General features: G+C 70.6%; 20 protein-coding genes. 19 read left to right on the top strand and 1 reads right to left on the bottom strand.

The features are described 5' to 3' along the window. The first annotated feature begins 63 nt into the window (after positions 1-63). The 4 genes from E9228_RS08615 to E9228_RS08600 all read left to right on the top strand — a co-directional run bounded on the left by E9228_RS08615 (position 64) and on the right by E9228_RS08600 (position 6,455). The gene (locus E9228_RS08615; RefSeq protein WP_166780198.1) at positions 64-1,656 is read left to right on the top strand and encodes a glycosyltransferase; all 1,593 of its coding nucleotides are present in this window, start codon (positions 64-66) and stop codon (positions 1,654-1,656) included. Next, complete coding sequence (locus tag E9228_RS08610) at positions 1,653-3,665, top strand: right-handed parallel beta-helix repeat-containing protein (RefSeq protein WP_166780197.1); 2,013 nt, start codon at positions 1,653-1,655, stop codon at positions 3,663-3,665. The genes E9228_RS08615 and E9228_RS08610 overlap by 4 nt, the downstream gene beginning before the upstream one ends. Positions 3,666-3,670: 5 nt before the next feature. Further along, positions 3,671-4,882, top strand: coding sequence for a right-handed parallel beta-helix repeat-containing protein (locus tag E9228_RS08605; RefSeq protein WP_166780196.1), 1,212 nt, complete (start codon positions 3,671-3,673; stop codon positions 4,880-4,882). A 253-nt stretch (positions 4,883-5,135) separates the two neighbouring features. Then, positions 5,136-6,455: a maltokinase N-terminal cap-like domain-containing protein gene (locus E9228_RS08600; RefSeq protein WP_166780195.1), complete on the top strand. Its 1,320-nt coding sequence runs from the start codon at positions 5,136-5,138 to the stop codon at positions 6,453-6,455. Between the two features lie 92 nt (positions 6,456-6,547). Here the strand turns inward: E9228_RS08600 and E9228_RS08595 are convergent, their stop codons facing one another. After that, entirely contained in the window at positions 6,548-6,892 is a 345-nt protein-coding gene (locus E9228_RS08595) for a DUF1844 domain-containing protein (RefSeq protein WP_204610714.1), read from the bottom strand. A 383-nt stretch (positions 6,893-7,275) separates the two neighbouring features. On the opposite strand from E9228_RS08595, the gene infC reads away from it, so the two are divergent. The 15 genes from infC to tyrS all read left to right on the top strand — a co-directional run bounded on the left by infC (position 7,276) and on the right by tyrS (position 23,670). Next, the gene (infC, locus tag E9228_RS08590) at positions 7,276-7,950 is read left to right on the top strand and encodes a translation initiation factor IF-3 (protein ID WP_166780193.1); all 675 of its coding nucleotides are present in this window, start codon (positions 7,276-7,278) and stop codon (positions 7,948-7,950) included. 61 nt (positions 7,951-8,011) lie between these two features. Further along, the gene (gene rpmI / locus E9228_RS08585) at positions 8,012-8,206 is read left to right on the top strand and encodes a 50S ribosomal protein L35 (protein ID WP_111073736.1); all 195 of its coding nucleotides are present in this window, start codon (positions 8,012-8,014) and stop codon (positions 8,204-8,206) included. A gap of 29 nt (positions 8,207-8,235) precedes the next feature. Next, on the top strand, positions 8,236-8,619 hold the full coding sequence (gene rplT, locus E9228_RS08580) for a 50S ribosomal protein L20 (protein ID WP_111073735.1): 384 nt from the start codon (positions 8,236-8,238) through the stop codon (positions 8,617-8,619). 119 nt (positions 8,620-8,738) lie between these two features. Next, the gene (locus E9228_RS08575) at positions 8,739-9,596 is read left to right on the top strand and encodes a TrmH family RNA methyltransferase (RefSeq protein WP_166780192.1); all 858 of its coding nucleotides are present in this window, start codon (positions 8,739-8,741) and stop codon (positions 9,594-9,596) included. Between the two features lie 69 nt (positions 9,597-9,665). Next, complete coding sequence (gene pheS / locus E9228_RS08570; RefSeq protein ID WP_166780191.1) at positions 9,666-10,706, top strand: phenylalanine--tRNA ligase subunit alpha; 1,041 nt, start codon at positions 9,666-9,668, stop codon at positions 10,704-10,706. Further along, positions 10,706-13,198 carry a phenylalanine--tRNA ligase subunit beta gene (gene pheT / locus E9228_RS08565; protein ID WP_166780190.1) on the top strand — a complete coding sequence of 831 codons (2,493 nt, stop codon included), beginning with the start codon at positions 10,706-10,708 and terminating at the stop codon, positions 13,196-13,198. The genes pheS and pheT overlap by 1 nt, the downstream gene beginning before the upstream one ends. Positions 13,199-13,271: 73 nt before the next feature. After that, positions 13,272-14,369, top strand: coding sequence for an N-acetyl-gamma-glutamyl-phosphate reductase (locus tag E9228_RS08560; RefSeq protein WP_166780189.1), 1,098 nt, complete (start codon positions 13,272-13,274; stop codon positions 14,367-14,369). A gap of 68 nt (positions 14,370-14,437) precedes the next feature. Next, positions 14,438-15,598, top strand: coding sequence for a bifunctional glutamate N-acetyltransferase/amino-acid acetyltransferase ArgJ (gene argJ / locus E9228_RS08555; RefSeq protein WP_166780802.1), 1,161 nt, complete (start codon positions 14,438-14,440; stop codon positions 15,596-15,598). Next, a complete protein-coding gene (argB, locus tag E9228_RS08550) occupies positions 15,598-16,626 on the top strand; it encodes an acetylglutamate kinase (protein ID WP_252727969.1) in 1,029 nt (342 codons plus the stop codon). The genes argJ and argB overlap by 1 nt, the downstream gene beginning before the upstream one ends. Next, on the top strand, positions 16,623-17,849 hold the full coding sequence (locus E9228_RS08545) for an acetylornithine transaminase (protein ID WP_166780188.1): 1,227 nt from the start codon (positions 16,623-16,625) through the stop codon (positions 17,847-17,849). Before argB ends, E9228_RS08545 begins: the two co-directional genes overlap by 4 nt. Continuing rightward, on the top strand, positions 17,846-18,817 hold the full coding sequence (argF, locus tag E9228_RS08540) for an ornithine carbamoyltransferase (protein WP_166780187.1): 972 nt from the start codon (positions 17,846-17,848) through the stop codon (positions 18,815-18,817). The genes E9228_RS08545 and argF overlap by 4 nt, the downstream gene beginning before the upstream one ends. 26 nt (positions 18,818-18,843) lie before the next feature. Continuing rightward, positions 18,844-20,040 (top strand): argininosuccinate synthase, encoded by a 1,197-nt coding sequence (locus E9228_RS08535; RefSeq protein WP_166780186.1) that lies wholly within the window; start codon positions 18,844-18,846, stop codon positions 20,038-20,040. Between the two features lie 109 nt (positions 20,041-20,149). After that, entirely contained in the window at positions 20,150-21,619 is a 1,470-nt protein-coding gene (argH, locus tag E9228_RS08530) for an argininosuccinate lyase (protein WP_208385789.1), read from the top strand. 39 nt (positions 21,620-21,658) lie between these two features. Further along, the gene (locus E9228_RS08525) at positions 21,659-22,324 is read left to right on the top strand and encodes a DNA-3-methyladenine glycosylase (RefSeq protein WP_166780185.1); all 666 of its coding nucleotides are present in this window, start codon (positions 21,659-21,661) and stop codon (positions 22,322-22,324) included. Between the two features lie 32 nt (positions 22,325-22,356). Next, positions 22,357-23,670, top strand: a complete 1,314-nt coding sequence (tyrS, locus tag E9228_RS08520) for a tyrosine--tRNA ligase (RefSeq protein WP_341849847.1) — start codon at positions 22,357-22,359, stop codon at positions 23,668-23,670. The last annotated feature ends 491 nt before the right edge of the window (positions 23,671-24,161 follow it).

The raw sequence follows: 24,161 nt of genomic DNA, 5'->3' as shown, positions 1-24,161 counted from the left end.
GCGCCCGGCCACCCACCGAGCGCCCCGGATCATCCACCCTGCCAGTCCGAAGGACCCGAACCCATGGACACCCTGGCCGCGCTCGCCGCATCCCAGACATCGACCCAGGTCGTCATCGACCAGCTCGTCGCCTTCGGCCACGAAGCCCTCAAGTACGTGCCCGTCGGCATCGCCGGTGTGATCGTGTGGGCCCTGTGGCTCTACCGCGTCGTGCTGTCGGCGCGGGCGAAGCCGGTGGTCAACGGCTTCCGCACGACGACCTCCGTCGTCGTGCCGAGCTACCACGAAGACCCCGACATCCTGCTCCGCTGCCTCGACTCCTGGCGCTCGCAGAACCCCGACGAGATCATCATCGTGCTCGACGTCGCCGACACCGAGGCGTACCAGCGCATCGTCGCCGTCGGGGACCCGACCGTGAAGCCGATCCTGTTCCACCACGTCGGCAAGCGCAGCGCCCTCGGTCAGGGCATCCGGCTCGCACGGTACGACGTCGTCGTCCTCGTCGACTCCGACACCAGCTGGGAGCCGGGCCTGCTCGAGAACGTGCAGATGCCGTTCGTCGACACGACCGTCGGCGGGGTCGGGACGCAGCAGAACGTCTACCAGCGCAACTCGAGCATCTGGCGCATCATCGCCGACTGGCTCGTCAACCTCCGGTACTTCAACTACGTGCCCGCCATGGGCGCCGCCGGTGCCGTGCCGTGCCTGTCCGGTCGCACTGCCGCGTACCGTCGCTCGGCCGTGCTGCCCGTGCTCGACAACCTGGAGAACGAGTTCTTCCTCGGTCGCCGCTGCGTCGCCGGTGACGACGGCCGCCTGACCTGGCTCGTGCTGGCCTCGGGCTTCAAGACCGTGCACCAGGAGAGCGCGAAGGCCCTCTCGATGTTCCCGGCCACCGGCAAGGCGTTCTTCAAGCAGCGCATCCGCTGGAGCCGCAACTCGTACCGGACCTACCTGACGGCCATCGCCAAGGGCTGGATCTGGCGCGTGCCCTTCGTCACGAAGATCACCGTCCTGCAGATCATCCTGACCCCCGTCACCATGGGCATCACCATGTGGTACCTGCTGTTCAGCCGCCTGGAGCTCAGCGTCATCGGTGCCGCGTTCACCATCGCCTGGCTGCTCGCCGGTCGTGCCGTCCGCGGGTTCTCGAACCTGCGCCGTCACCCGCTCGACCTCTTCGTCCTGCCGATCCTGGCCATCGTGGTGATCGTCATCGCGCTGCCGATCAAGGTGTTCTCGTTCGTCACGATGAACAAGCAGGGCTGGCTGACCCGGCACGCCGACCAGATGGGCGGCGACGGACAGACTGCGGCGACCCTCGACGGCCCGGCGAGCCGTCCGGCCGTGCAGACCGTCCCGGCACCGGCACCGGCACCGGCATCGGCACCGGCGGCGGCTCCGGCCTTCGCGATGGCAGGAGCACCGGCGATGGCGGGAGCACCGGCGATGGCTGGAGCGTCCGCGATGGCGGGAGCGTCTGCGATGACGGCACCGCCTGCGGGCGCAGCCACCACGGCTGCGCCGACCACGGACCAGTCCGCTCCGGCGGCCGCGTCCCACGCGGCCGAGCCGGCAACGGCCACCACGTCGGGGACGCAACGTGCGTCGCAGCCGGCAGCGGGCCTCCAGGGCGGAGAGGTGGCGGCAGCATGAGCACCGACCCGACCCGCACCACGTCCACCCGCCGTCGCCGCATCGCGACCGCGTCCGCGCTCGTCCTGACGCTCGCCGGCGCCGGCGTCCTGTCGCTGCCCACCGCAGCCCAGGCCGCGACGACGGCACCGGCAGCCGGGCAGCCCACCGTCGTCACGGGCAAGGCCTACCCCGGCAGCCCGAACAAGGAGGCCAAGCTCGTCGCCGCCGAGAACGAACGCATCTACAACGTGCGGGCGCTGGCCTCGGCTGCCCGGTGGAGCGGCCTCGTGACCACGAAGCCGTACCGACTCGCCACGGGCAGCTCCTACACCCTGGTGCTCGTCGCACGCGGCTCGGCCTACACCGTCAACGACCTGAAGCAGCTCGCACCGTCGACGTTCGTGAAGCAGCCCGACGGGTCGTACCTGCTCAGCGAGAACATCGTCGTGGAGAACGGCGCGACCCTGCAGCTCGCGAGCCCCGACGGCCTGCACATCCACATGGAGAGCGACGACCGCGGCTTCGTGTCGATCGTCACACAGGCCGGAGCGCTGCAGATCGCCGGTTCCGGCAAGGCCCCCGTCATCATCGACTCGTGGGACCCGCAGGCCGGCAAGGTCGACACGGACACCACCGACGGCCGCGCGTACGTCCGCGTCCAGGGCGGGACCGCCACCCTGAACTACGCGTCGTTCCGCGACCTGGGCTTCTGGAGCGGCACGACCGGCGGCGTGTCCCTGACCGGCACCGACCTGTCCACGCTCGACGCAGCCTCCGGCACCCAGGCGGCGAAGACCCTGCGCACGACCAAGGACGTCTTCGGCACCACGCTGCTGCCGACCGGTGCCGTCGACGGGACCACCCCGGGTGAGAGCACGGCGGCCGGGTCCTACAGCTTCGTCTCGGCGAAGATCCAGCACACCGAGTTCGACGGCAACGCGTACGGCCTGTTCCTCACGAGCGCCGACGGCGTCGTGATGTCGGACTCCACCATCGAGAACTCGCTCATCGACGGTCTCGTCCTGCACCGCTACGTGACCAACAGCACGCTGTCCTCGGTCGACTCGCACGACAACGGGGTGGACGGGATCAAGATGACCCGGGCCTCCACCGGCATCGTGCTCAGCCAGGTGACCGCGAACCGCAACGGCCGCAACGGCATCACCCTCAACGGCGGAGCGCTCGCCGACGGTCCGAACGCCGTCGGCATGCCGACGGGTGACTACGGCAACAACTCGCTGACCGACAGCACCGCGTCCGACAACGGGCGGTACGGTGTCGAGGTGCTCGGTGGCGAGAACGTCAAGGTGAGCGGCTCCACGATGGACGGCAACCGGATGGGCATCGTCGTCGGTCAGGACGCCGTGAAGACCACCGTGCGCAACAACGTCATCAAGGGCTCGCTGCAGAACGGCATCTCGGTGCTGGACGGTGTCCGGTCCTCCGAGGTCAGCGACAACACGATCGCGGGCGCCGACATCGGGATCTACAGCCGTGCGTCGGACGCCGACGTCGACGGCAACGAGATCTCCGGCGCGCGGACCCACGGCGTCACGGTGGTCGGAGCATCGAAGGGCACGACCGTGACGGACAACTCCGTCTCCGGGCGCGGACCGAGTGCGATCGACCTGGCACGCTCCGACGATGCCGTTCAACACGGCAACACCACGACCGGCTGGCACTCCACCAAGCCGCTGCTCGTGACGCTCCGCGGCATCTTCCAGCCCCTCACCGTGCTGTGGCTGATCCTGCTGCTGATCGTCGTGGTCGCGGCCATCGGTGGCGTCATCCGCGGTCGCCGCGGCGATGCCCGTGAGCACCCGTACGCCAAGCTCGCGCCGTTGTCCTCCTTCACCCGCGGTGTCATCGACCCGACCACGCTGGGCCTGCCGGCCTCGCCGGTGTCGTCGCCGATGGCCGAGGCCGGACAGCTCCAGGCCGACCAGGACGGCAGCCGGCGCGCAGCCCACGCCGCCCGGTCCGACGGCACCGACGTCGACGCGGCGCTCGCCGCGACGGGCCGGTGACGCGGATGACGAACCTGTTCGAACGACATCGCGTGCAGATCCTGTCCGGCGCCGTGGGGCTCGTGGCCGGAGCCGTGCTCGTCGGCGGGATCTGGGGTGTCAGTGCCGCCGTGCGCGGCCCCGAGACCCTCGCAGCCCCCCAGACACCGAGCTCCTCGGCGACGGCCGACCCCGGCCGGGCACCGAGTGCCAGTCGCACCCCGGAGCTCGGCACCCTGGGTGGCGACGGCGGATCCGACGGCAAGGGCGGTGACGAGGGCAGCGGGACGTCGAGCGGCACGGCAGCCGGCTCCACCGGGACGGCCACGGCTGCCCCGGCAGCCGCGTGCTCCTCGCCGACCCGACGGGTCAGCACCGCTGACGCGCTCACGTCCGCGCTCGAGGACGCCGCGCCCGGTGACGTCATCGCCCTCGCTGACGGCACCTACGACGGGAACTTCGAGGGAACGGCGACGGGCACGGCGAGCAAGCCCATCGCCCTGTGCGGTGGGAGCGGTGCCGTCCTCGACGGCGGCGACCCGACCGACGGGTACGTCATGCACCTCGACGGCGGCGCGTACTGGACGCTGTCCGGCTTCACCGTGCAGAACGGGCAGAAGGGCGTGATGCTCGACGACACCCAGCACTCGGTGCTGCAGGGTCTCACGGTCCGGAAGATCGGCGACGAGGCCATGCACGTCCGCGGCAACAGCAGCGACAACACCGTGCGCGGCAACCACGTCTCCGACACCGGTCTCCGGAAGCCGAAGTTCGGCGAGGGCATCTACATCGGCTCGTCGAAGAACAACTGGTGCGACGTCTCCGACTGCAAGCCGGACCGCAGCGACCGGAACGTGGTGACGGAGAACACGATCACCGACACCGCGGCCGAGAACGTCGACATCAAGGAGGGGACCACCGGCGGCGTGCTGTCGGACAACTCCTTCGACGGCGCAGGCATGCAGGGTCAGAACCACGCGGACTCCTGGGTGGACGTGAAGGGCAACGGCTGGAGCGTCACGGGGAACCGCGGGGTGCACTCGATCCTCGACGGGTTCCAGACACACGAACTGCTCGACGGGTGGGGAACGGACAACACGTTCTCCGGCAACACCGTGGACCTGGGCAACAGCGACGGGGTGGCATTCGCCTTCCGCCCGGTCCTCGGCAACACGGTGTCCTGCGACAACGACGTGGTCGGCTCGAACGAGTTCTCGACCACGAAGTGCACGTCCTGATCAGAGGCGGGTGAGCACCGTCCGTCCCGGTCCGGACCGACGGTCGGCGAGTTGACGGCCGACCGTCGTCCGGAGCGTCGCAAGTTGTCTGGTTCGTGCATGCGGACCAGTGTCGACCGGACGTCCCCGGGACCGGACCGGTCCCGGGGACGTGTGGACAGCCTCCCGTCCGCCGCCGTCCTGTGCAGGAGGAGGACCGCCCGTGTGCGCGATCCCGCGGACCGGCGCAGCAGTGACGGGTAGCGTCCCCGACATGACCGACGCTGTGCACGCCGACCCCTTCGAGACCGCCGTCGCCGGCTGGATGGCCGACCAACGGTGGTACGCCGCCAAGGGCGGGACCCCCAGCATCCGGGTCGTCGCCGAACAGACCGACACCACCCCGGACGCGACGATCCGCACCCTCTTCGTCCTCGACGACGCCCCCACCGGTCCCGTCCTCTACCAGGTGCCGCTCACCGTCCGTCCGGCGGCGGTCCCCGAGCTCGCGCACGCCCTGGTCACCGAACTCGACGGCGCAGCGGTCTACGACGCTCCGCACGACGTCGCCTACGCGCGGTGGCTGCTCGGCCGGATCGAGGCCGACGGCGAGCACATCGGGCCGGTCACCGACGCCCGCGTCCTCAGCGGTGAGCAGTCGAACACGTCCGTGATCTGCGGCACCGCCGAGAACGGCCAGGTCATCACCAAGGTCTTCCGCGTCCTGCACGACGGCGAGAACCCGGACGTCACCACCCAGCGGGCGCTGTCGAGCGCCGGCTCGGTCCGTGTCCCGCGCACCTTCGGTGCCCTCACCGGCGAGTGGCCGGACGCCGGCCAGCCCGGCGGCACCGCACACGGCCACCTCGCCTTCGCGCAGGAGTTCCTGCCCGGTCTCGAGGACGCCTGGCGCGTCGCCGTGACCGCCGCGCGGAACGGTGAGTCCTTCGCCAGCGCCGCCGACCGGCTCGGTGCGGCGCTCGCCGAGGTGCACACGGTCCTCGCCGGTGCGATGCCCACGGCGACGTCCGGTCCGGACCAGGTGGACGAGGCGATCGCGACGATGCGTCGCCGGCTGGACACCGCGGCTGCCGAGGTGCCGCAGGTCGCCGAGCACGCCGCCGCCGTGGGTCGCGTGTACGACCGGGCCGCCACGGTGCCGTGGCCGACCATGCAGCGCATCCACGGCGACCTGCACCTGGGTCAGGTCCTGTCGGCGCCCGAGCCCCGCGGATGGGTCTTCCTCGACTTCGAGGGCGAACCGCTCCGCCCGATGCCGGAGCGGTCGCGGCCGGACGTCGCACTCCGGGACGTCGCCGGGATGCTCCGGTCCTTCGACTACGTCGCCGGTGCACTCGCGCACGAGGACGATCCCGTGGAGACGGGCGACTGGGCGCACGAGGCGCGCAACGCGTTCCTCGACGGGTACGAGCGGGGCAGCGGGTCCGACCTGCGCGTGCACCGCGCGTTGCTCGACGCGTTCGAGCTCGACAAGGCGGTCTACGAGGTCGTCTACGAAGCGCGGAACCGACCCACCTGGGTGGGCATCCCGGTCGCGGCGGTCGACCGCCTGGTCGCGCGCTCGGCGGGCTGACCGCCGTCGGCTGCGGACGCAGCGCGACCCGATGACGGACGGGAGGCCCGTGGCGACTCCGCCACGGGCCTCCCGTCCGATCGTGCGGACCGCTAGTTGACGGGTCCGGTGTACTTCTCGCCCGGACCCTTGCCCGGTGCGTCCGGGATCGCCGACGCCTCGCGGAACGCCAGCTGTACCGACCGCAGCCCGTCACGGAGCGGACGCGCGTGCTGGTCGCCGATCTCGGTCGCGGCGGCGGTGACGAGACCGGCGAGCGAGGTGATGAGCTTCCGCGCCTCGTCGAGGTCGGTCTGCTGCTCGGGGTCGTCCGCCAGGCCGACCTTCACGGCGGCGGCGCTGAGCAGGTGGACGGCCACGGTGTTGATGAGTTCGATCGCGGGGACCTCGGCGATGTCGCGCGCGGCCTCGTCGGATCCCGATCCGTCGACGCCCAGGTCGTCGAACGTGGGGGCCGGGTTGCTCGGGGTGTCGGTCACGGTGCTCCTCTGCTAGACTCGCCGACGGCAGACACTGTCCGCGCGCCCGGATCCTTCCGGTCGCACACGGATCGTTCCGGTTGCACCCGGGATGGCCCGGATCAGGACAGCGTCACGAAAGAGGAGTTCCTCCCACCCGCGGCTGCACCAAGGCTACCGGGTCACCACCGCTCCGCCGGGGTCCACCACGTGGGCAACGGCAGGCCGGACCACGAAGACCGGCGCAAGCCGGATCGAGCGGGTCGGCGTCGGGCGGCTGCCGAACGGGTCCCGATCCGTGCGTCAGATCTCCTCTCTCGTGCCGTCGTCCCGGGCAAACGCCCCGGACGGCCACCACCTGATTGAAGGAGCTCCGCATCACCGATCCCCGTACCAACGACCGAATCCGCGTCCCCGAGGTCCGACTGGTCGGACCCCAGGGCGAGCAGGTCGGCGTTGTCCCCATCGCCGTTGCACTGCGCCTCGCGCAGGAAGCCGAGCTGGATCTGGTCGAGGTCGCGCCGAACTCGAAGCCGCCCGTGGCCAAGATCATGGACTACGGCAAGTTCAAGTACGAAGCCGCTCAGAAGGCCAAGGAAGCCCGCCGCAACCAGGTCAACACCGACCTGAAAGAGGTCCGCTTCCGCCTGAAGATCGACGTGCACGACTACGAGACGAAGCGCAAGCGTGCCGAGGGGTTCCTCCTCGGTGGCGACAAGGTGAAGGCGATGATCCTCTTCCGCGGTCGCGAGCAGTCGCGTCCCGAGCAGGGTGTCCGACTCCTCCAGAAGTTCGCCGAGGAGATCGCCGAGTTCGGCGTCGTCGAGTCGCGTCCGACCCAGGACGGCCGCAACATGACGATGATCATCGCGCCGCTGAAGAACAAGTCGGACGTCAAGGGCGAGCAGAACGCCAAGCGTGCCGCTGAGAAGGCCGAGCGGAAGGCCACCGAGCACTCCGCCAAGGCCAAGCCGGAGGACGAGCCCGCGTCGGGCCCCGCCGCAGCAGCAGCCCCGGTCGACTCCTCGGCCGAATAGGTCCTCCCAGGCCGATCCGCGCTCGACGCGGTCCCCATCCACCCCACGGAAAGGCACCACGATGCCCAAGCAGAAGACCCACTCCGGGTCGAAGAAGCGCTTCAAGATCACCGGCAGCGGCAAGATCATGAAGCAGCAGGCCGGTATGCGCCACAACCTCGAGGTGAAGTCCTCCAAGCGCAAGGCCCGCCTCAACGAGGACCAGGTCCTCGCGAAGGCCGACGTCAAGGCCGTCAAGAAGCTCCTCGGCCACTGAGTCGACCCGGATCGTAAAGGAACAGATCAATGGCAAGAGTCAAGAGAGCGGTCAACGCCGCCAAGAAGCGTCGCGTCATCCTCGAGCGCGCAGAGGGCTACCGCGGCCAGCGGTCGCGCCTCTACCGCAAGGCGAAGGAGCAGGTCACCCACTCCCTCGTCTACGCGTACCGTGACCGTCACGCGAAGAAGGGCGAGTTCCGTCGCCTCTGGATCCAGCGCATCAACGCTGCGTCGCGTGCGAACGGCCTGACCTACAACCGCCTCATCCAGGGTCTCGCCCTGGCCGGCGTCGAGGTCGACCGTCGCATCCTCGCGGACCTCGCGATCAACAACGCCGAGACGTTCGCCGCGCTCGTCGAGACCGCCAAGAAGGCCCTGCCGGCCGACACCTCGGCGCCGAAGGCAGCCTGAGCCACGTCACCCGTGCACCGGAACCCCCGCTCCCTGTGGAGTGGGGGTTCCGTCGTTCCCGGCGTCGGGCATCTGCCCTCCGGTCGTGCCGGGCAGCCGGTGGTTCCTAGACTGGGCCCGTGAGCGAACTCCTCGAGAACCCCCGTGCCGGTCGAGTCAAGGCCGTGGCCGCCCTGGCCAAGAAGGACGTCCGTGCCGAGACCGGGCTGTTCCTGCTCGAGGGCCCGCAGGCCGTCCGCGAGGCGATCGAGTACCGCCCGGAGCTCCTCCGCGAGCTCTACGTCACCCCGACCGCGGCGGCGCGCCACGGTCTCGACGACGCCCCGGTGGACACCTGGTTCGTCACCGAGCAGGTGCTCGACGCGATGGCCGACACGGTGACGCCGCAGGGCGTGGTCGCGGTCTGCCAGCAGTTCCCGACGTCCGTCAAGGACGTCTTCCCGGACGCCCGTCTGGAGGCGCGTGTCGACACCGCCGAGCCCGGCGTCCTCCCCGGACTGGTCGCCATCCTCGAAGAGGTCCGTGACCCGGGCAACGCCGGCACCATCATCCGCGCCGCTGACGCCGCGGGTGCTGACGCCGTCGTGCTCACCGGACGCAGCGTCGACCCGTACAACCCGAAGGTCGTCCGCTCCACCACCGGTTCGCTGTTCCACGTGCCGGTCTCGGTCGGCGTGACCCTGGTCGACTCCATCGAGCGGGCACGCGGGCTCGGCTACACGATCCTCGCGGCGGACGTGTCGGGCGACGACCTGCCGGACGTCCGCGCCGACGGCATGCTCGACGGCCCGACCGTCTGGGTGTTCGGCAACGAAGCCCGCGGGCTGACGGCCGAGGACCTCGCGCTGGTCGACCGTGCGGTGAAGGTCCCGATCTACGGCCGTGCCGAGTCGATGAACCTCGCGACCGCGGCGTCGGTGTGCCTCTACGAGAGCGCGTTCGCCCAGCGGACCCGTTCCTCCACAGCCACCGACTGACGCGTTCCCCTTCCACAGTCCGACCGGTGCAGGGCGGCGGTATCCCGTCGGCCGGTAGGCTTGGCTCTCGTGTCAGAACCTCTCGAGATCAGCGAATCGGCGGTCGCCGGCGCCGTGGAAGCGGCCCTTGCCGCCGTCCGCGCCACGACGACCGTCGCCGAGCTGAAGCAGGCCCGTGCCGAGCACACCGGCGAGCAGTCGACGCTCGCCCGGATGAACGCGTCGATGCGCAGCGTCCCGCCCGAGCAGAAGGCCGCCGCGGGCAAGCTCGTGGGTCAGGCGCGCGGCCAGGTGAACCAGGCGATCGCCGCGCAGGAATCGGTGCTCGCCGAGTCCGAGGAACGCGCACGCCTCGACGCCGAGCGTGTGGACGTCACCGCGCTGCCGTCGCGTCGCACACCCGGTTCCCGGCACCCGCTGTCGGTGCTCAACGAGACCGTTGCGGACATCTTCGTGGGCATGGGGTGGGAAGTCGCGGAAGGTCCCGAGCTCGAGCACGAGTGGTTCAACTTCGACGCGCTCAACTTCGACCAGGACCACCCGGCGCGGGCCATGGCGGACACGGTGTTCGTCGAGCCCGTGGACCGGCACCTGCTGATGCGCACGCACACCTCACCCGTCCAGGTGCGGTCGCTGCTGTCCCGCGACCTGCCCCTCTACGTCATCGCCCCGGGCCGCGTGTACCGCGCCGACGAACTCGACGCCACGCACCTGCCGGTCTTCACCCAGGTCGAGGGCATCGCGATCGACAAGGGCCTGACCATGGCGCACCTCCGTGGCACGCTGGAGCACTTCGCACGCCAGGTCTTCGGCGCCGAGGCGCAGATCCGGCTCCGCCCGAACTACTTCCCGTTCACCGAGCCGAGCGCCGAGATGGACGTCTGGCAGCCGAATGCCAAGGGCGGCGCACGCTGGGTCGAGTGGGGTGGCTGCGGCATGGTCAACCCGAACGTGCTGCGCGCCGCCGGCATCGACCCGGACGAGTACCAGGGCTTCGCCTTCGGCATGGGCATCGAGCGGACGCTGCAGTTCCGCAACGGCCTGAACGACATGCGTGACTTCCTCGAGGGCGACCTCCGCTTCTCGCAGCAGTTCGGAACGGTGGTCTGATGCGCGTCCCACTCCGCTGGCTCGGCGAATCCGTCGACCTGCCCGACGACGTCTCGCTCGAGCACGTCCACGCCGCACTGGTGTCGGTCGGGTTCGAAGAAGAAGCCGTGCACGCCCCCGACCTGACCGGACCCGTCGTGGTCGGCCGGGTGCTCGAGCGCGTCCCGGAGCCGCAGAAGAACGGCAAGACGATCAACTGGTGCCAGGTGGACGTCGGCGACGCCGAACCCCGCGGCATCGTCTGCGGCGCGCACAACTTCGACGTCGGTGACCTCGTCGTCGTCACGCTCCCCGGCGCCGTGCTGCCCGGGCCGTTCCCGATCGCCGCGCGCAAGACCTACGGCCACGTCTCCGACGGCATGATCGCCTCCGCGCGCGAACTCGGACTCGGCGACGAGCACGACGGCATCCTCCGCTTCGCCGACCTCGGCATGGAACCAGCGGTCGGTGCGGACGCCATCGCGCTGCTCGGCCTGGACGACGCCGCCGTCGAGATCAACGTGACGCCGGACCGCGGCTACGCGATGAGCATGCGCGGGGTCGCTCGTGAGTACGCGCACGCCACCGGTGCGACCTTCTCGGACCCGGTCGACCGCGTCCTGCCGCGCGCCGGCGAGGGCTTCCCGGTCACGATCGCCGACGACGCCCCGATCCGTGGCCGCGTCGGCGCCAGCACCTTCGTGACCCGGGTCGTCCGCGGCGTCGACGCGAGCCGCCCCACACCGGCGTGGATGGTCGCGCGTCTGTCGCTCGCCGGCGTCCGGTCGATCTCGCTGCCCGTCGACATCACCAACTACGTGATGTTCGAACTCGGCCAGCCGTTGCACGGGTACGACCTCGGCAAGCTGCAGGGCGGGCTCACCGTCCGACGGGCCACCGTGGGGGAGCGTCTCACCACCCTCGACGACGTCGAACGAACCCTCGACACCGAGGACCTGGTCATCGCGGACGATGCGGGGCCGGTCGGTCTCGCGGGTGTCATGGGCGGTGCCCGGACCGAGATCACCGCGGAGACGACCGACGTGCTGATCGAGGCCGCCGGCTTCGACCAGGTGTCCATCGCGCGGACCGCGCGCCGGCACAAGCTGCCGAGCGAGGCATCGCGCCGGTTCGAGCGTGGTGTCGACCCGCTCGTCGCCGAGGCCGCGGCGAACCGCGCTGTCGAGCTGCTCGTCGACCTGGCCGGTGGCGCGCCGGACGCACTCGGCTCGACCCTGGTCGACGCAGCACCTCGTCCCACCGTGACCATGCGCCTCGGCCGGGCCGCCGCACTGATCGGTGTCGAGTACACCGACGCGGAGGTGCTCGACACGCTCCGCGCGATCGGGGCGACCGTGGACGTCGACGGTGACCTGCTCTCCGTGACCCCGCCGAGCTGGCGCCCCGACCTGGTGGACGACGTCTCCCTGGTCGAGGAGATCGCCCGCGTCGTCGGGTACGACCGGATCCCGAGCGTGCTGCCGGTCGCGCCTCCCGGCCGTGGGCTCACGCGGCACCAGCAGGCCCGCCGTCGGGTGTCCGCCGCCCTCGCCGCGGCCGGACTGACCGAGGTCGTCACGGCGCCGTTCGTGTCCGCTGCCACGGCTGCCGCGTACCCGGGCATCGACGCCGCGGGTGGTCCGAGCGTCGTCCTCGCGAACGCACTCGACAGCGCGCAGGACCACCTGCGACGCAGCGGTCTGCCGGCCCTCGTCGACGTGGCCCGTCGGAACGTGTCCCGCGGCCTGGTCGACGTCGCCGTGTACGAGACGTCCCGGGTGTTCCTGCCCGAGCCCGGCATCGAGCTCGGCACGGTCGACGTCCCCGCGGGTGCCCGGCGTCCGACGTCCGAGGCCCTCGCGGCCCTCGACGCCGCCCTGCCGCCGCAGCCCTTCCACGTCAGCGCGCTGCTCCTCGGCAACGCCGTGCTCAAGCAGCCCGGCACCGCGGTCGAGCCGTTCGGCATCGCCGACGCCCTCGACGTCGCCCGGACCGTGGCGTGGGCCGTCGGCGTCGAGTTGACCGTCGCGCAGACGAGCCACCCGTCGCTGCACCCCGGACGTGCGGCCTCGCTGCTCGTCGGTGACGTCGTCGTCGGCGTCGCGGGGGAGCTGCTGCCGGAGCGCACCGCGGACGCCGACCTGCCGCGGGTGGTCGCCGTCGTCGAGCTCGACCTCGACGCGATGGTCGCCGCGGCTCCCGAGCTCGTCGACGTCTCGGCGATCGTGTCCTACCCGGCCGCGACCCAGGACCTGTCGCTGGTGGTGGACGTCACGGTGCCCGCGGGCGACGTCCTGACCGAGGTGCGCGCTGGTGCCGGAGACCTGTTGGAGTATGCTCGGCTCGTGGATGACTACCGCGGTGCCGGCGTGGACGAGGGACAGAAGTCCCTGACGTTCGCCCTGCGCTTCCGCGCCACGGACCGCACGCTGACCGCTGCCGAGGCCTCCGAGGCCCGTGACGGCGCTGTCCGACGTGCCGGCGAGCGATTCGGGGCGACCCTGCGCGACTGATCCACGACGGATCACCGCCCGGGGTCGCCGCCTCCGACTCTCTCGACGACCAGTCCGACCAAAGGTGGAACCCATGTCCGTATCCGTCGCCGTGGCGGGAGCCAGCGGTTACGCGGGTGGCGAGTTGCTGCGCATCCTCTCCGCTCATCCCGAGTTCGACGTCAGGACGGTGACGGCGTACTCGAACGCCGGACAGCCGCTCGTCGCGACGCAGCCGCACCTGCGGTCGCTCGCCCACCTGACCCTGGTGGAGACGACGGCCGAGAACCTCCGTGGTCACGACGTGGTGTTCCTCGCGCTGCCGCACGGTCAGTCCGGTGCGATCACCGCCGAACTCGACGCGGAGACCCTCGTGGTGGACTGCGGCGCGGACCACCGTCTGACCGACGAGAGCGCCTGGGCGGCCTTCTACGGCGGTGAGTACCACGGCGCGTGGACCTACGGTCTGCCGGAACTCCTGCACGCGCCGCCCACACCCGGTGCGGCGGACGAGTGGCGGGACGTCGACGACATCGTCGCCCAGGGCCGACAGCGCACCGAGCTGGCGGCGACGAAGCGCATCGCCGTCCCCGGCTGCAACGTCACCGCGGTCACGCTCGGCATCCAGCCCGGTGTCCAGGCGGGCCTCGTCGAGTCCGACGACATCGTCGCCGTGCTGAGCGTCGGCCCGAGCGGTGCCGGCAAGAAGCTCGAGCCGACCTACCTCGCCGCCGAGATCATGGGTTCCGCCAGCGCGTACGCCGTCGGCGGCTCGCACCGGCACGTGCCGGAGATCCAGCAGAACCTCCGCGTCGCCGGGGCCGCTGACGTCCGCATCTCGTTCACCCCCGTGCTCGTGCCGATGTCCCGCGGCATCCTGGCGACGACCACCGCACGCCTCGCCCCCGGGGTGACCGCGCACGACGTCCGGTTCGCCTGGGAGCAGGCCTATGCGGACGAACCGTTCGTGCACCTGCTGCCCGAGGGGGTCTTCCCGCGGGTCGCCGACACCATCGGCGCCAACACTGCCCTCGTCGGCATCGCGGTCGACGAAGCGGCCGGTCGGGTCGTCGCCGTCTCCGCCCTCGACAACCTCGCCAAGGGGACGGGCGGTGCCGCCGTGCAGTCCGCGAACATCGCGCTCGGCTTCCCCGAGACCCTCGGCCTCAGCGTGGACGGAGTCGCCCCGTGACCGACAGCACCAGTGACGGGCCCGGTCCGGACGACGCGACCACGAACCTCCTGTCCGACAGCGGAGCACTGCAGGGCGTCACCGCCGCTCGGGGCTTCCGCGCCGCCGGCGTCACCGCGGGCCTCAAGACCAGCGGCAGGCCGGACGTGGCGCTCGTCGTCAACGACGGCCCGTCCGACGCCGTGGCCGCCGTCTTCACCTCGAACCGCGCCCAGGCGCACCCGGTGATCTGGTCCCGCCAGGTCGTGGGGGACGGGGTGGCGCGAGCCGTCCTGCTCAACTCGGGAGGCGCGAACTGCTTCACGGGGGCGTTCGGCTTCCAGACGACGCACCTGACCGCCGAAGCGGTCGGCGACGCCCTCGGGATCGGCGCCGGTGACGTGGTCGTCTGCTCCACCGGCCTCATCGGGGTCGGCGACCAGACCTTCCGGGACGGCGTGCTCCGCGGGGTGACGCTCGCCGCCGACGCCCTCACCGACGGCGGCGGACCGGACGCCGCGACCGCGATCATGACGACCGACACGAAGCCGAAGCAGTCCGTCGTGACCGTCGACGGCTGGACGGTCGGGGGCATGGCGAAGGGTGCGGGGATGCTCGCACCCGGGCTGGCGACGATGCTCGTCGTCATCACGACCGACGCGGCGCTGACCTCGGACGAACTCGACCAGGCACTGCGCGCCGCGACCCGGGTGACCTTCGACCGTGTCGACTCGGACGGCTGCATGTCGACGAACGACACCGTCGTGCTGATGTCGTCCGGTGCGTCTGGCACGACTCCCGAGGTCGGTGACTTCCAGGAGGCCCTGACCGCCGTCTGCGCCGACCTCGCCCGGCAGCTCCAGCAGGACGCCGAGGGTGCCGCGCACGACATCGCGATCGAGGTGATCGGTGCCGTGAGCGAAGACGACGCGGTCACGGTCGGCCGGAGCGTGGCGCGGAACAACCTCTTCAAGGCGGCCGTCTTCGGCAACGACCCCAACTGGGGCCGCGTCCTCGCCGCGATCGGGACGACCGAGGCAGAGTTCGACCCGTACGCGGTCGACGTCTCGATGAACGGGATCCGCGTCTGCCACGCCGGCGCCCCGGACCAGCCGAGCGACAGCGTCGACCTCACCCCGCGGGACACCCACGTGCTCATCGACCTCGGCGTCGGACCGTACGCGGCCACGATCCTGACGAACGACCTGACGCACGACTACGTCCACGAGAACAGCGCGTACTCCAGCTGATGAACGATCCGGACCTCTCGAAGGAAGAAGAGCACGAGCTCGCGACCGTCAAGGCCGCGACCCTCATCGAGTCCCTGCCGTGGTTGAAGCGGTTCTCGGGCAAGATCGTCGTCGTCAAGTTCGGCGGCAACGCGATGGTGAACGACGACCTCAAGCGGGCGTTCGCCGAGGACATGGTCTACCTCCGGTACGCCGGCCTGCACCCCGTCGTCGTGCACGGCGGCGGACCGCAGATCTCGGCGGCGCTGAAGGAACAGGGCATCGAGTCCGAGTTCCGCGGCGGCTACCGCGTCACGACCACCGAGGCGATCACCGTCGTCCGCGACGTGCTGGCCGGCGAGGTGAACCGCGAGATCGTGGACCTCATCGACGAGCACGGGCCCGGCCTCGGCGTCGGCGTGTTCGGTGACGGCGGGTCGCTGTTCACCGGCGAGAAGAAGGGCGTCGTCGTGGACGGCGAGCACTTCGACCTCGGCCACGTCGGCGACATCACGCACGTCGACCCGTCCGGGGTCCTCGCGGCGATCCGCGCCGACCGGATCCCGGTGGTGTCGAGCATCGCGATCGACGACGCACACCCGGACCAGGCGCTCAACGTGAACGCCGACGCCGCTGCGGCCGCGCTGGCGATCGCCCTGAACGCGTCGAAGCTGATGATGTTGACCGACGTCCCGGGGCTGTACCGCAACTGGCCCGACCGCGACTCGATCATCGACCTCATCGCGGTCGAGGAACTGCGGCAGCTGCTGCCCTCGCTCGAGTCGGGGATGATCCCGAAGATGACCGCGTGCCTCGACGCCGTGGTCGGCGGGGTCGGCGGTGCGACCATCATCGACGGTCGCATCCCGCACTCGATCCTGCTCGAGGTCTTCACCCTGCGGGGTGCGGGCACCGAGGTGATCCCGGACCCCAGCCGTCGGACCGAGAACCAGAACACCCACGCCGAGATCGGCCGTCGCGCCGCCGGCGACCACGCGACCCCGCACCACGACACCCCGCACCACGACGAGAAGGGCACACCACGGTGAGCACCGAGACGCAGACCGAGACCTGGAACGACCGGTTCGGGGCGTCGCTCATGCGATCCCTGACCCCGCCGAAGATCATGCTCGAGCGTGGCCAGGGCTGCCGCGTCTGGGACGTCGACGGCAACGAGTACCTCGACTTCCTGGCGGGCATCGCCGTGAACTCGCTCGGCCACGCCCACCCGGCACTGGTCGAGGCGATCAGCGACCAGGCCGCGAAGCTCGTGCACGTGTCGAACTACTTCGCCACCCCGCCGCAGCTCGAGCTGGCCGAGCGCCTCAAGCGCATCTCCGGTGCGGGCGACGCGGGCCGCGTGTACTTCGGCAACTCCGGAGCCGAAGCGAACGAGGCGGCCTTCAAGCTCGCGCGCCTCAACCGCGGCGCGGACGGTCGCAAGACCCGCATCCTCGCGCTGCAGCAGGCGTTCCACGGCCGGACGATGGGGGCGCTCGCGCTCACCGGCAAGCCCGCACTGCAGGAGGACTTCCTGCCGATGATCCCGGGCGTCGAACACATCGAGACCTCCATCGAGGCGCTCGAGCGCTCGATCGACGACACCGTCGCGGCACTCATCCTCGAGCCGATCAAGGGCGAGGCCGGCGTGGTCGACCTGCCCGAGGGCTTCCTGCAGGCCGCTCGGACGCTGACCGAAACCCACGGCGCCCTGCTGATCCTCGACGAGATCCAGACCGGCATCGGCCGGACCGGAGCCTGGTTCGCGTTCCAGAACACCGGCGTGACCCCCGATGCCATCACGGTGGCGAAGGGCATCGCCGGCGGGTTCCCGATCGGCGCCCTCGTGACCTTCGGTGCGGCGTCCGACCTGTTCTCGGCCGGCCAGCACGGCTCGACCTTCGGCGGCAACCCGCTGGGCACGCGGGTCGCCAACGCGGTCCTGGCCGAGATCGAACGGGCCGGGCTCGTCGAGAACGCCGTCGTCAAGGGCGAGCGTATCCGCGCGGGCATCACCGCCCTCGGCTCCGACCTGGTGGAAGAGGTGCGCGGGAGCGGCCTGCTCGTCGGCGTCGGTCTCCGGCTGCCGGTCGCGGCGGCCGTGTCCGCCGCGGCACTCGACCGCGGCCTCATCATCAACGCCCCGAACGAGTCGAGCCTGCGCATCGCGCCGCCGCTCATCGTGTCCGACGACGAGATCGACGAGTTCCTCGCGATCCTCGCCCAGAGCATGGCGGCCGTCGCGGGCGCCGATCAGGAGACCACCGCATGACCCGCCACTTCCTCCGGGACGACGACCTCAGCCAGGCGGAGCAGTCCGCGATCCTCGACCTCGCCGTCGAGATGAAGCGCGACCGCTGGGCCGCGAAGCCGCTCGCCGGTCCGCAGAGCGTCGCCGTGATCTTCGACAAGTCGTCGACCCGGACCCGGGTGTCCTTCCACGTCGGCATCAGCGACCTCGGTGGCAGCCCGCTGATCATCTCGACCGCCAACAGCCAGCTCGGCGGCAAGGAGACCCCGACCGACACCGCCCGCGTGCTCGAGCGCATGGTGTCGGCGATCGTCTGGCGCACCTACGGCCAGGCCGGGCTCGAGGAGATGGCGGCCAGCACCACCGTGCCCGTGGTCAACGCCCTCTCCGACGACTTCCACCCCTGCCAACTGCTCGCCGACCTGCTGACCATCCGCGAGCACCGCGGTGCACTCGCCGGCCAGACCATCGCCTTCGTCGGTGACGGGGCCAGCAACATGGCGCACTCGTACCTGCTGGCCTGCGCGACCGCCGGCATGCACGTCCGCGTCGGCGCCCCGGCCGAGTTCGCCCCGGCCGCACAGGTCGTCACGGACGCCGAAGCCCGGGCCGCGGAGACCGGCGGCTCGGTGCTCGTCGTGACCGACCCGGTCGCAGCGGTCGCCGGCGCCGACGTCGTCGTCACCGACACCTGGGTGTCGATGGGCAAGGAAGAAGAGAAGCAGCAGCGCCTCGAGGTCTTCCACGGCTACCGCGTCGACGACGAGCTGCTCGCGCACGCGGCCGACGACGCGGTGTTCATGCACTGCCTGCCCGCTGACCGCGGCTACGAGGTCACGGCCGAGGTCATCGACGGCCCCCGCAGCATCATCTGGGACGAGGCGGAGAACCGCCTGCACGCCCAGAAGGCCCTGCTCGCCTGGCTCCTCGCCGCCAACACGACGGCCGCCGCATCCGCGACGACCGACGCGGCGACCACCGGCAACTGACAACCACCCCAGCAAGGAGAACACTCATGGCAGACCGCGTCGTACTGGCCTACTCAGGTGGCCTCGACACCTCCGTCGGCATCGGCTGGCTCAAGGACGCCACCGGCAAAGAGGTCGTCGCCCTGGCGGTGGACGTCGGGCAGGGGGGCGAGGACATGGACGCCATCCGCCAGCGCGCGCTCGACTGCGGCGCTGTCGAGTCCGTCGTCATCGACGCCAAGGACGAGTTCGCGGACGACTACCTCGTCCCGGCGCTCAAGGCGAACGCGCTGTACCAGAAGCGCTACCCGCTCGTCTCCGCGCTGAGCCGTCCGCTCATCGCGAAGCACCTCGCCCTGACGGCGAAGCAGCTCGGCGCCGACAGCGTCGCGCACGGCTGCACCGGCAAGGGCAACGACCAGGTCCGCTTCGAGGCCGCCGTCGCCGCGATCGCCCCGGACCTGACGAGCGTCGCCCCGGTCCGCGACCTCGCGCTGACCCGCGACAAGGCGATCGTCTACGCGCAGGAGCACAACCTGCCGATCCTGCAGAGCAAGAAGTCCCCGTACTCGATCGACCAGAACGTCTGGGGTCGTGCGGTGGAGACCGGGTTCCTCGAGGACCCGTGGAACGCCCCGATCGAAGACCTGTACGCGTACACGCAGGATCCCTCGGTGGACCGTGAGGCCGACGAGGTCACCATCACGTTCGAGCAGGGTGTCCCGGTCGCGATCGACGGCCAGCGCTTCAGTGTCCTGCGCATCGTGCAGGAGCTCAACGCCCTGGCCGGCAAGCACGGCGTCGGCCGCATCGACGTCGTCGAGGACCGTCTCGTCGGCATCAAGTCGCGCGAGGTCTACGAGGCCCCGGCCGCGATGGCGCTCATCGCCGCGCACGAGGAGCTCGAGAGCCTGACCCTCGAGCGTGACGTCAACCGCTACAAGCGCGGTGTCGAGTCGGAGTGGGCCGACCTCGTCTACGACGGTCTCTGGTTCGGTGGTCTCAAGCGCAGCCTCGACGCCTTCATCGACTCCACGCAGGAGTACGTCTCCGGCGACATCCGGATGCAGCTGCACGGTGGTCGTGCCACGGTGACGGGCCGTCGTTCGGAGCAGAGCCTCTACGACTTCGACCTCGCCACGTACGACACCGGCGACACGTTCGACCAGTCGCTGTCGAAGGGCTTCATCGAGCTGTGGTCGCTGCCGAGCAAGATCTCGGCCCGCCGCGACCTCGCGAACTAGCCGAAGCGCAGCACCAGCACAGCACCCGCACCACCCTGCTGCACGGGCCGGGGCTTCCCGCCCCGGCCCGTGCGGCACCACCCAGCCACCTCTCACGACGCAGGACGACATGACGGACGTGCCCCGGGCCTCCCGGCCGGAAGATGCCAGCAGCAAGACCGACGCGACGAACACGGGTGCCCTGTGGGGTGGCCGTTTCGCGGACGGTCCGAGTGCCGAGCTCGCCGCGCTGTCGAAGTCGACGCACTTCGACTGGCAGCTGGCGCCGTACGATCTCGCCGGCTCCCGCGCCCACGCTCGGGCACTGCAGACGGCCGGGTACCTGACGGCCGACGAGCTGGAGCGGATGCTCGCCGGGCTGGACCGCCTCGAGGAGTCGTTCCTCGACGGGTCCCTCCAGCCGGCGGACTCCGACGAGGACGTGCACGGCGCCCTGGAACGCCTGCTCATCGCCGACGTCGGGTCGGAACTCGGCGGGAAGCTGCGCGCCGGTCGCAGCCGCAACGACCAGATCGCGACCCTCGGCCGCATGCACATGCTCGACCACGGGCGACGGATCGGTCGGATGGTGATCGACCTCGTCGACGCGATCAGCCAGCAGGCGTCCGAGCACGCGGACGCGATCATGCCGGGGCGGACGCACCTGCAGCACGCGCAGCCCGTCCTGCTCGCCCACCACCTGCTCGCGCATGCGTGGCCGCTCGTGCGGGACCTCGAGCGCCTCCGCGACTGGTCCGGTCGTGCGAGCGTGAGCCCCTACGGTGCCGGCGCGTTGGCCGGGAGCTCCCTGGGCCTCGACCCGACGGCGATCGCCCACGAGCTGGGCTTCGCCCGTCCGGCCGACAACTCGATCGACGCGACCGCGGCCCGCGACGTCGTGGCGGAGTTCGCCTTCGTCCTGGCGCAGATCGGCATCGACATCTCGCGTCTGGCCGAGGAGATCATCCTCTGGAACACGAAGGAGTTCGGCTTCGTCCGGCTCCACGATGCCTTCTCGACCGGCTCGAGCATCATGCCGCAGAAGAAGAACCCCGACATCGCCGAGCTCGCGCGCGGCAAGTCCGGTCGGCTGATCGGCAACCTCACGGGGCTCCTCGCGACCCTGAAGGGCCTGCCGCTCGCGTACAACCGGGACCTGCAGGAGGACAAGGAGCCGGTGTTCGACTCGGTCGCCCAGCTCGAGGTGCTGTTGCCCGCCTTCACCGGCATGGTCGCGACGCTGTCGTTCGACACCGCACGGATGGCGGAGCTGGCACCGCAGGGCTTCTCACTCGCGACCGACGTCGCCGAGTGGCTGGTCCGGCAGGGTGTTCCGTTCCGCGACGCGCACGAGGTCTCCGGTGCCCTCGTCCGGTACTGCGAGGAACGCGACATCGACCTCGACGACCCGACCGACGAGCAGTACGCATCCGTCTCACCGCACCTCACCCCGGACGTGCGCGCCGTGCTCACCATCGAGGGCAGCGTCGCGTCGCGTCGTGGCGCGGGCGGCACCGCGCCGGAGCGGGTCGCCGAGCAGCTCGCCGCCGTCACGCGGTCCGTAGCCGAGATCGCCGCGGGGACGCCCTTCGTGCGATGACCAGGTTGGTCGGATCGTGGCGGTGGTGGTGACGGAGCGATGACGGCGTCCGCGTTGCTCACCCTGCTGGCCGAGCCGGCCCCGGTCGCCGCGCCGGCGCTCCTCGGTGCGACGATCACCGGCAAGGGCGTCACCCTCCGCATCACCGAAGTCGAGGCGTACTCGGGCCTCATCGACCCCGGGTCGCACGGGCACCGCGGGATGACCGCACGCAACCGGCACCTCTTCGGTCCGCCCGGCACCCTGTACGCGTACCGGTCGTACGGCATCCACACCTGCGTCAACATCGTGAGCGGACCCGATGGCGTGTCGTCGGGGTCCCTGCTCCGCGGAGCCGAGGTCATCGCCGGGCTGGAGACCGCACGGCAGCGGCGTGGCCCGTCGGTCGCCGACGTCGCGCTCGCGCGTGGGCCGGGGAACCTCGGTGTCGCGCTGGGCGCGGTCCTCGGCGAGGACGACGGGACGTCGGTCCTCGACGGTTCCGGACCGTACCGACTCACGTTGGCACCCGATCTGGAGGCCCGGCTCACCGCCGCCACACCGGCTGCGGTCGTCGACGCCCTCCTGGCCGACGGTTCCGTCGCCCGCGGACCACGGACCGGTGTCGGTGGCGTCGCTGGTGGCGCCTCCTTCCCCTGGCGGTTCTGGCTGCGGGACGACCCGACCGTGTCGTCGTACCGCCGGCACAAGGGCGCCGTCGACTGATGCGTCGGGTGCTGCGCCGGTACGATGGCGGAGTGTCCAGTGATACCGCTCCCGATGTCCTGACGCGCCAGCAGAACGACCCCACCTTCGCCTCGGTGTGGGACGAGCTGCGCTGGCGTGGTCTGGTGCACGTCTCGACCGACGAGACCGCACTCAAAGCGGCCCTCGATGCCGGACCGGTGACGTACTACTGCGGATTCGACCCGACGGCTCCGTCGCTGCACTGCGGCAACCTGCTGCAACTCCTCACCATGCGCCGGTTGCAGCTCGCCGGGCACATGCCGCTCGCGCTCGTCGGTGGGTCGACCGGCCTGATCGGTGACCCGCGCCCGACGGCCGAACGCACGCTGAACACCCGCGAGACCGTGGTCGAGTGGGTCGGCCGTCTGCAGGCCCAGGTCTCCCGCTTCCTCAGCGCGGACGGTGAGAACGGGGTCCGGCTGGTCAACAACCTCGACTGGACCGCACCGCTGTCCGCCATCGACTTCCTGCGCGACATCGGCAAGTACTTCCGCGTGAACTCGATGCTCAAGAAGGACGCCGTCGCAGCACGACTGAACTCCGACGCGGGCATCAGCTACACCGAGTTCAGCTACCAGATCCTGCAGGGGCTGGACTTCCGCGAGCTGTACCGGCAGTACGGGTGCACGCTGCAGACCGGTGGTTCCGACCAGTGGGGCAACCTGACCTCGGGCACGGAACTGATCCGTCGCACCGAGGGTGTGGCCGCCCATGCGCTCGGCACGCCGCTCATCACGAACTCCGACGGCACCAAGTTCGGCAAGAGCGAGGGCAACGCGATCTGGCTCGACGCGACGATGACGTCGCCTTACGCCTTCTACCAGTTCTGGCTCAACACGGCGGATGCCGACGTGATCGCGCGCCTGCGCGAGTTCACGTTCCTGTCGCGCGCCGAGATCGAGCGTCTCGAGCGGGCGGTGGCCGACGAGCCGTTCCGACGGGAGGCCCAGCGCACCCTGGCAGTGGAGGTCACCACCCTGGTCCACGGCGCTGACGCGACGCAGGCGACGATCGATGCGTCGGCGGCGCTGTTCGGCAACGGTGACCTGGCGGCGCTCGACGCGGAGACCCTCCGGTCCGCGATCGCCGAGTTGCCCGGGTCCGTCGCGATCGAGGGGACGGCGGATCTCGCCCGTGCCCTCGTCGAGACGGAACTCGTCAAGTCCCTCGGTGAAGCGCGGCGCGCGATCACCCAGGGCGGTGTCTACGTGAACAACGAGCGAGCCGAGGACCCGGCGGCGACGTTGGCGTCCCTCGCACTGCCGGCCGGCGTGCTGGTCCTCCGTCGGGGGAAGAAGACCCTCGCCGGAGTGACGGTGTCCTGACGCCGCACTGCCCCCGGTGAACGCCCGGTCCTGGTGGAGGACCGGGCGTTCGTCGTTCCCCGGCGTGTGTTGCAGTGTGCGACACGCCCGGGATGTGGGGTGGGTTGGTGGTGGGGGTGGGGGCTGCGTAAAGTAATCCCTCGTCACCCCAAAGGTGCGGCGGAGCGGCTGGAGCGAAAGCCCAGAGCACGTCGGCCCTCAAGCGGGACCATCCTCCACTGGAGTTCAGATCTGGCCTTGTGCTGGTTCGCTTCGACGCTTAGGATGACTACTCCACCGGTTCTCTCCTTCGGGATGAGCCACTGGGTCTGGTTGCACGGTTGTGTGGTTGGGTCCGACGACATCGGTGGGTTCGAGAACGACAGCCTCTCTGGCGGATCATCTTCGTGGTGTGATGTGGGGAGTGCGTCTGGTCCTTGAGAACTCAACAGCGTGCACATTGTCAATGCCAATTTTATTGACCTCGTGCCCGGTCGGCTTTGGCTGGTCGG

This window comes from Curtobacterium salicis (genome assembly GCF_011759505.1).
Lineage (GTDB): Bacteria > Actinomycetota > Actinomycetes > Actinomycetales > Microbacteriaceae > Curtobacterium > Curtobacterium salicis.
Note: the sequence above shows the minus strand (reverse complement) of the source record. Positions and strands in the feature narration are given on the sequence as shown.